The organism is Microcystis sp. M_OC_Ca_00000000_C217Col (assembly GCF_007095585.1).
Lineage (GTDB): Bacteria > Cyanobacteriota > Cyanobacteriia > Cyanobacteriales > Microcystaceae > Microcystis > Microcystis panniformis.
The window spans coordinates 1-5,248 of the sequence record NZ_SFBV01000301.1; the positions used below are offsets into that span (position 1 = coordinate 1).

Annotated in this window: 5 protein-coding genes; 1 reads left to right on the forward strand and 4 read right to left on the reverse strand. The window is 46.2% G+C overall.

The window, feature by feature from the left end; genetic code table 11:
- Positions 1-376: 376 nt before the first annotated feature.
- The 3 genes from eno to glgX all read right to left on the reverse strand — a co-directional run bounded on the left by eno (position 377) and on the right by glgX (position 4,677).
- The gene (gene eno, locus EWV66_RS19230; RefSeq protein ID WP_004161573.1) at positions 377-1,675 is read right to left on the reverse strand and encodes a phosphopyruvate hydratase; all 1,299 of its coding nucleotides are present in this window, start codon (positions 1,673-1,675) and stop codon (positions 377-379) included.
- Positions 1,676-1,721: 46 nt separating this feature from the next.
- Complete coding sequence (locus tag EWV66_RS19235; RefSeq protein ID WP_287107759.1) at positions 1,722-2,483, reverse strand: DUF3887 domain-containing protein; 762 nt, start codon at positions 2,481-2,483, stop codon at positions 1,722-1,724.
- Between the two features lie 115 nt (positions 2,484-2,598).
- Entirely contained in the window at positions 2,599-4,677 is a 2,079-nt protein-coding gene (gene glgX, locus EWV66_RS19240; protein WP_287107758.1) for a glycogen debranching protein GlgX, read from the reverse strand.
- Positions 4,678-4,727: 50 nt separating this feature from the next.
- Between glgX and EWV66_RS19245 the strand changes: the two genes are divergently transcribed.
- The gene (locus EWV66_RS19245) at positions 4,728-4,925 is read left to right on the forward strand and encodes a hypothetical protein (RefSeq protein ID WP_287107757.1); all 198 of its coding nucleotides are present in this window, start codon (positions 4,728-4,730) and stop codon (positions 4,923-4,925) included.
- Positions 4,926-4,955: 30 nt separating this feature from the next.
- On the opposite strand, the gene EWV66_RS19250 is transcribed toward EWV66_RS19245, so the two are convergent.
- Positions 4,956-5,248 (reverse strand): DUF4351 domain-containing protein (locus tag EWV66_RS19250; RefSeq protein WP_287107756.1); only part of this gene is annotated, 293 nt, incomplete at its 5' end.

The following is a 5,248-nucleotide window of genomic DNA, read 5'->3' on the forward strand; positions in this document are numbered from 1 at the left end:
CGTTCAAAACCTCGCGTCTTCATCGGCCCGCGTCCTGTAGGGGCGAAGCATTCGGGCAATAACCTATCGGTGAAACCGGAGATTTTCTATCCGAATGCTTCGCCCGTACTTTTTCAGCAAACCCTAAATAAATACTTCGCCGAAAAAGGTTCCAGCGAAGTACCACAATAGTCAGTGACCAGTTATCAGTTATCAGTACCTTTACTATAACACCTTTGATCCCAAAATCATACCTTCGTGCAGAAAAAGGCCAAAAATAAATACTTCGCCGAAAAGGGTTTCAGCGAAGTACCACAATAGTCAGTGACCAGTTATCAGTTATCAGTTTCTTTAGTATAACACCCTTTTTCGATCAGTGCAAGACTTTTTGCAAATTTTAGGCCAAGAATTTTGGACCCAAACCGACTTTCGGCGCGTACACCGCCCGATCGCCTAATTCTGCTTCGATGCGTAATAAGCGATTATACTTAGCCACCCGTTCACTGCGACTGAGAGAACCAGTTTTAATCTGTCCGGCATTAGTAGCCACCGCCAGATCTGCGATCGTAGTGTCTTCCGTTTCTCCAGAACGATGACTGATGACAGAACGATAACCGTGACGGGTAGCCAGGGCGATCGTTTGTAGGGTTTCCGTCAAAGAACCGATCTGATTGAGCTTAATCAGGATCGAGTTAGCAATACCCAGATCGATCGCTTTTTGCAGACGGATAGGATTAGTCACCATCAAATCATCGCCCACCAACTGAATCCGCGCCCCCAGTTTATCGGTCAATAATTTCCAGTTATCCCAATCTTCCTCGTGTAAACCGTCTTCAATGGAAACAATCGGATAGCGATCGACTAAACTGGCCAAAAAATCCACCATTTCGGCGGGAGAATGGGCCGAACCATCGTAGAGGTATTGACCATCCTTATAGAATTCACTGGCGGCCACATCCATAGCCAAAGCCACCTCCGACCCCGGTTTATAACCAGCACGTTCGATCGATTCAATCAAAATATCCAAAGCTTCCTGATTTGAAGCCAAATTAGGAGCATAACCGCCCTCATCGCCCACACCGGTCAGTAATTTGCGTTCGTGCAAGGCCTTACCCAAAGCGGCGAATACTTCCGCTCCCCAACGCAAACCCTCCTTAAAAGAATCGGCCCCGATGGGGAAGATCATAAACTCCTGAAAATCGACGTTATTATCAGCGTGAGAACCACCATTGATCACGTTCATCATCGGGACGGGTAGCACATTGGCCATCGGACCGCCGAGATAACGATAGAGAGGCAATCCCAGATCCGCCGCCGCTGCTTTGGCCGTAGCCAGAGAGACGGCTAGGATAGCATTAGCCCCTAATTCTCGTTTATTGGCCGTGCCATCGCGATCGATCATCGCTAAATCGATACTAGCTTGGTCGAAAGCATTCATCCCCTCCAAAACCGGGACGATTTTTTCGTGGACATTGCGAACCGCTTTCAGGACACCCTTACCACCGTAACGCTGGGGATCATCATCGCGTAATTCGTGGGCCTCAAAACTACCCGTAGAAGCACCACTGGGAACCTGGGCCAAACCGAGTGCCCCCGATTCTAATAGCACTTCCGCTTCGATCGTGGGACGGCCGCGGGAGTCTAGAATCTCCCTAGCTGCGATCGCTTCGATGGGAACTTCGATTTTATCTAACATAACTTATCGTCTCCAACTCAATTTACGGGGTAATTTCGGCTGATTACTAATTGCCTAAAGGGAAATCCACGTTGACAATCTGCTTTTGATCATCAAAAACGAGGATTAAGGTATCCGTCAGTTTTTCAAATTGAATCGTCACCAACACCAGATCCACACCGTCCGCACCCGAACCTCTTCTGACCTGAGTTCCCACGATCCGACGCACGGGGCCGGTACGCTTGAGTAAATTCTCCCAAGCGCCTTGTACTCTGGTGGGGAAAACTTCCGCTTTCAGGAGAGGATGTAAAAAACCTCGGGCCAGGCCGTAGTCTTTATTGGCCAAGGCCGTGACAAAAGCATCGCCAATCTCAGAAATACTGCGAAATTCGGGAAAATCGGCGGCAACTATCTGACCGGACCGGTTAAAGGTAATTACCACATCTTCAGTGAGTTTCTCAAATTCAACGGTGACAATCACCAAATTGGCATTGATAGCATCGAGTACCTTGGTTTTGACAATGCGCTTAAACGGTCCAGTATTGTCAGTAACCTGGCTTTCCCAGACCTTTTGCAATTTTTCGGCAGTCCAGAGGGGTTTTAGTTGGGGTGACAAAGCTGCAATAACTTTACCGTATTGTTTAGTTCCCAACCATTCTACTAACTGCCGAGCTTGCTTTTCTTCCCGAACAGGATCACCAAGAGCGATCGCATTCGGTTCTAGGTTCGCCTGTACCGGTGAAACAATGAAAGTGGTCGAAGGCAGGGAAAAACCAATTAAACACAAAGAGAGAATCGATACCCGTTTCGCTAATGAAAGCCGCATCATTTCAGCTATTGCTCCGCAAATAAATAACGTTTTTCCACTTGACGATTGAATTGATGCCATTGTTCATTAGTTAAAGCATTCAAGATCGCTCGATCGGGCAATATCTCTCCTCTTGTTATACTGGTTTAACGATTAAAACTACCGCCGAACGCGCCTGCACCCGATAGGTTTCCGATTCAACAGCGGCGGCGGCATCTAAATCACAGGCTGCCTCGGACAATTGCCCAGCAGTATCGATGACGCGATGCCATTTTTCCCCTTGTCCCAAGGGGGGTAACTGGAAGTTGAGAGATTCCCAGTAAGCGTTGAGCATAATGTGTAAATACTCGTTCGCCTTGGGATGACGCAGGGAAAAAGCTAAACTGTGGGAATCTTCCGACCAATCGGGTTTACTCAACTGTACGCCATGCCAACTGAGATGGGGTTCAAGACTGGTATAGGTGACTTCTAGCAATTTTTCCTGACGGAAAAGAGCTAATTTTTTATTAAAATCGATCAGTCTCCTTACGAAACACCAAAGATCGAACTCTTGCTCTACCGCACTCCAATCGAACCAACTTAACTGGTTATCCTGACAATAGGCGTTATTGTTGCCCTTTTGGGTGCGTCGCACTTCGTCCCCCATCAACAGCATAGGTGTTCCTTGGGAAATAAACAGGATCGTTAAGAGATTTTTTATTTGTTGCAGTCGCAGGGTTTTAATCCTCTCGTTATTGGTTTCCCCTTCTACCCCACAATTCCAGCTAAAATTATCGTTGCAACCGTCCCGATTCTCCTCGCCGTTAGCCTCGTTGTGTTTCTCGTCGTAGGAAACTAGATCGTTAAGGGTAAAGCCGTCGTGACAGGTAACAAAATTTATACTTCTATTGACATCGGTATCGGGTCTGTGGTATATGTCGGGGCTTCCTAAAATCCGCGCCGCTAATTTGCTGACTATGCCGGCATCTCCCCGGACAAAAGCGCGTACATCATCCCGAAAAGGACCATTCCACTCGGAAAACCAATCGGCAAATTCGACAAATTGACCGACACTATACAATCCTGCCGCATCCCAAGCTTCGGCGATTAATTTTGTCCCAGCTAAGACCGGATCCGATTCGATCGCCCAGATCATGTTATAACCTTTTTGCAGGATCGGTTCCCCGTCCACATTGCGCGATAATACGGCCGCTAGGTCAAAGCGAAAACCATCGACGTGCATTTCCGACACCCAATAGCGCAAACAATCGAGAATCATTTTGCCCACAATCGGATGACTGCCCTTGAGGGTGTTACCACAGCCGGTATAGTTGCTATAGATGCTTTTATCTTCTGCATCGAGGATGTAGTAGGTGCGATTATCGATACCTTTCAAGGAAAGAGTCGGCCCGATTTCGTCCCCCTCGGCGGTATGATTGAAAACCACATCGAGAATCACTTCGATCCCCGCTTTGTGTAAAGCTTTCACCAGATCTCGAAATTCATTCAAAGGACCGAACGGTGAGCGATCGCTACTGTAACCGGCATGGGGCGCAAAAAAGCCGATCGTGCTATAACCCCAATAGTTAGTTAACCCCGGCATGGCCGAAGCGGGATCAAAGTAATGAATCGGTAACAATTCCACGGCAGTAATGCCTAGGTTTTTCAAATAGGGTATTTTTTCGATTAATCCCGCAAAAGTACCTCTTTTTTCCTCGCTAATGCCGGAATTCGGGTTACGGGTAAAACCACCGACGTGCATCTCGTAGATAAAACTGGCAGAGTAGGGAGTGCGTAGCGGTTTGTCATCTTCCCAATCGTAGCGGCCCGTATCCACTACCAGACCCCGCAAAGCTCGATGACAATTATCGCCTTTTTCGCTGGCAGCTTGTCGATCATAAATTTCCGCACCGACAATCGCTTTCGCATAGGGATCGAGAACTACTTTATCAGGATCGAAGCGATGACCCTGGGCCGGATTATCCGGACCATAGACTCGATAAGCATACACTTGACCGGCTCCAATGCCGTGAACGAAAATATGCCAATAGAAAAAGGTGCGATTTTCTTGGGGATTCAGACGAATAATTTGACTAGGTTGCGGAGAATTGGCATCATCAAATAATAATAATTCTATGGCAGTGGCATACTTAGAAAATAGTGAGAAGTTGACACCATCGGCCAAGACAGTTGCCCCGACGGGATGGCTTTTACCGTGATCAGTTTTTAAGGTCATTGTCAAGAGAGAAAAAGTGCTTAGGAGTAGTATAAGATTATTCGGCGTTTTTGAATCAAGCTATGAATGCCAAATGTGTGTCCTATCCAAAAGTTAGTTTTGGTCTAGGTTTTAAAAATCTCACCCAAGAAGATTCAGAATTCAAATCAGCAAAGCCAGATTTTCCTGGAGATAATGTGATTAATTTCCAAGACCTTGCCCCGTTCAATAAAGCTCTCAATTTTCCGATATTTCAAGAAAACAATTAGAGGAGTTTTAAATGGCATTTCCAGAATATTTTAGTTTTGATTAAGCCAATTAATTAAGTCAGCTTGAGTCTCAAAGTCTAGTAATGCTTCTCCTAAGTCTTCTAATTTTTCTACTGAGAGTTTTTGGATAGTTTCAGTGATATGCGGGGGTAGTTCACCAAAACGTCGTTTAAGTAAGCGTAGCACTAGGTTGGCTTCTCCTTGTTGAATCGCTGCTTCTCTATCTTGTTCGTATAAAGGGGCTAAACGCATAATAAATTTCCTCTCCTCCTGGGTTCTTTTGGGTAAGGCTTGCAAGTTCCTACTCAAATTGTATAATAATT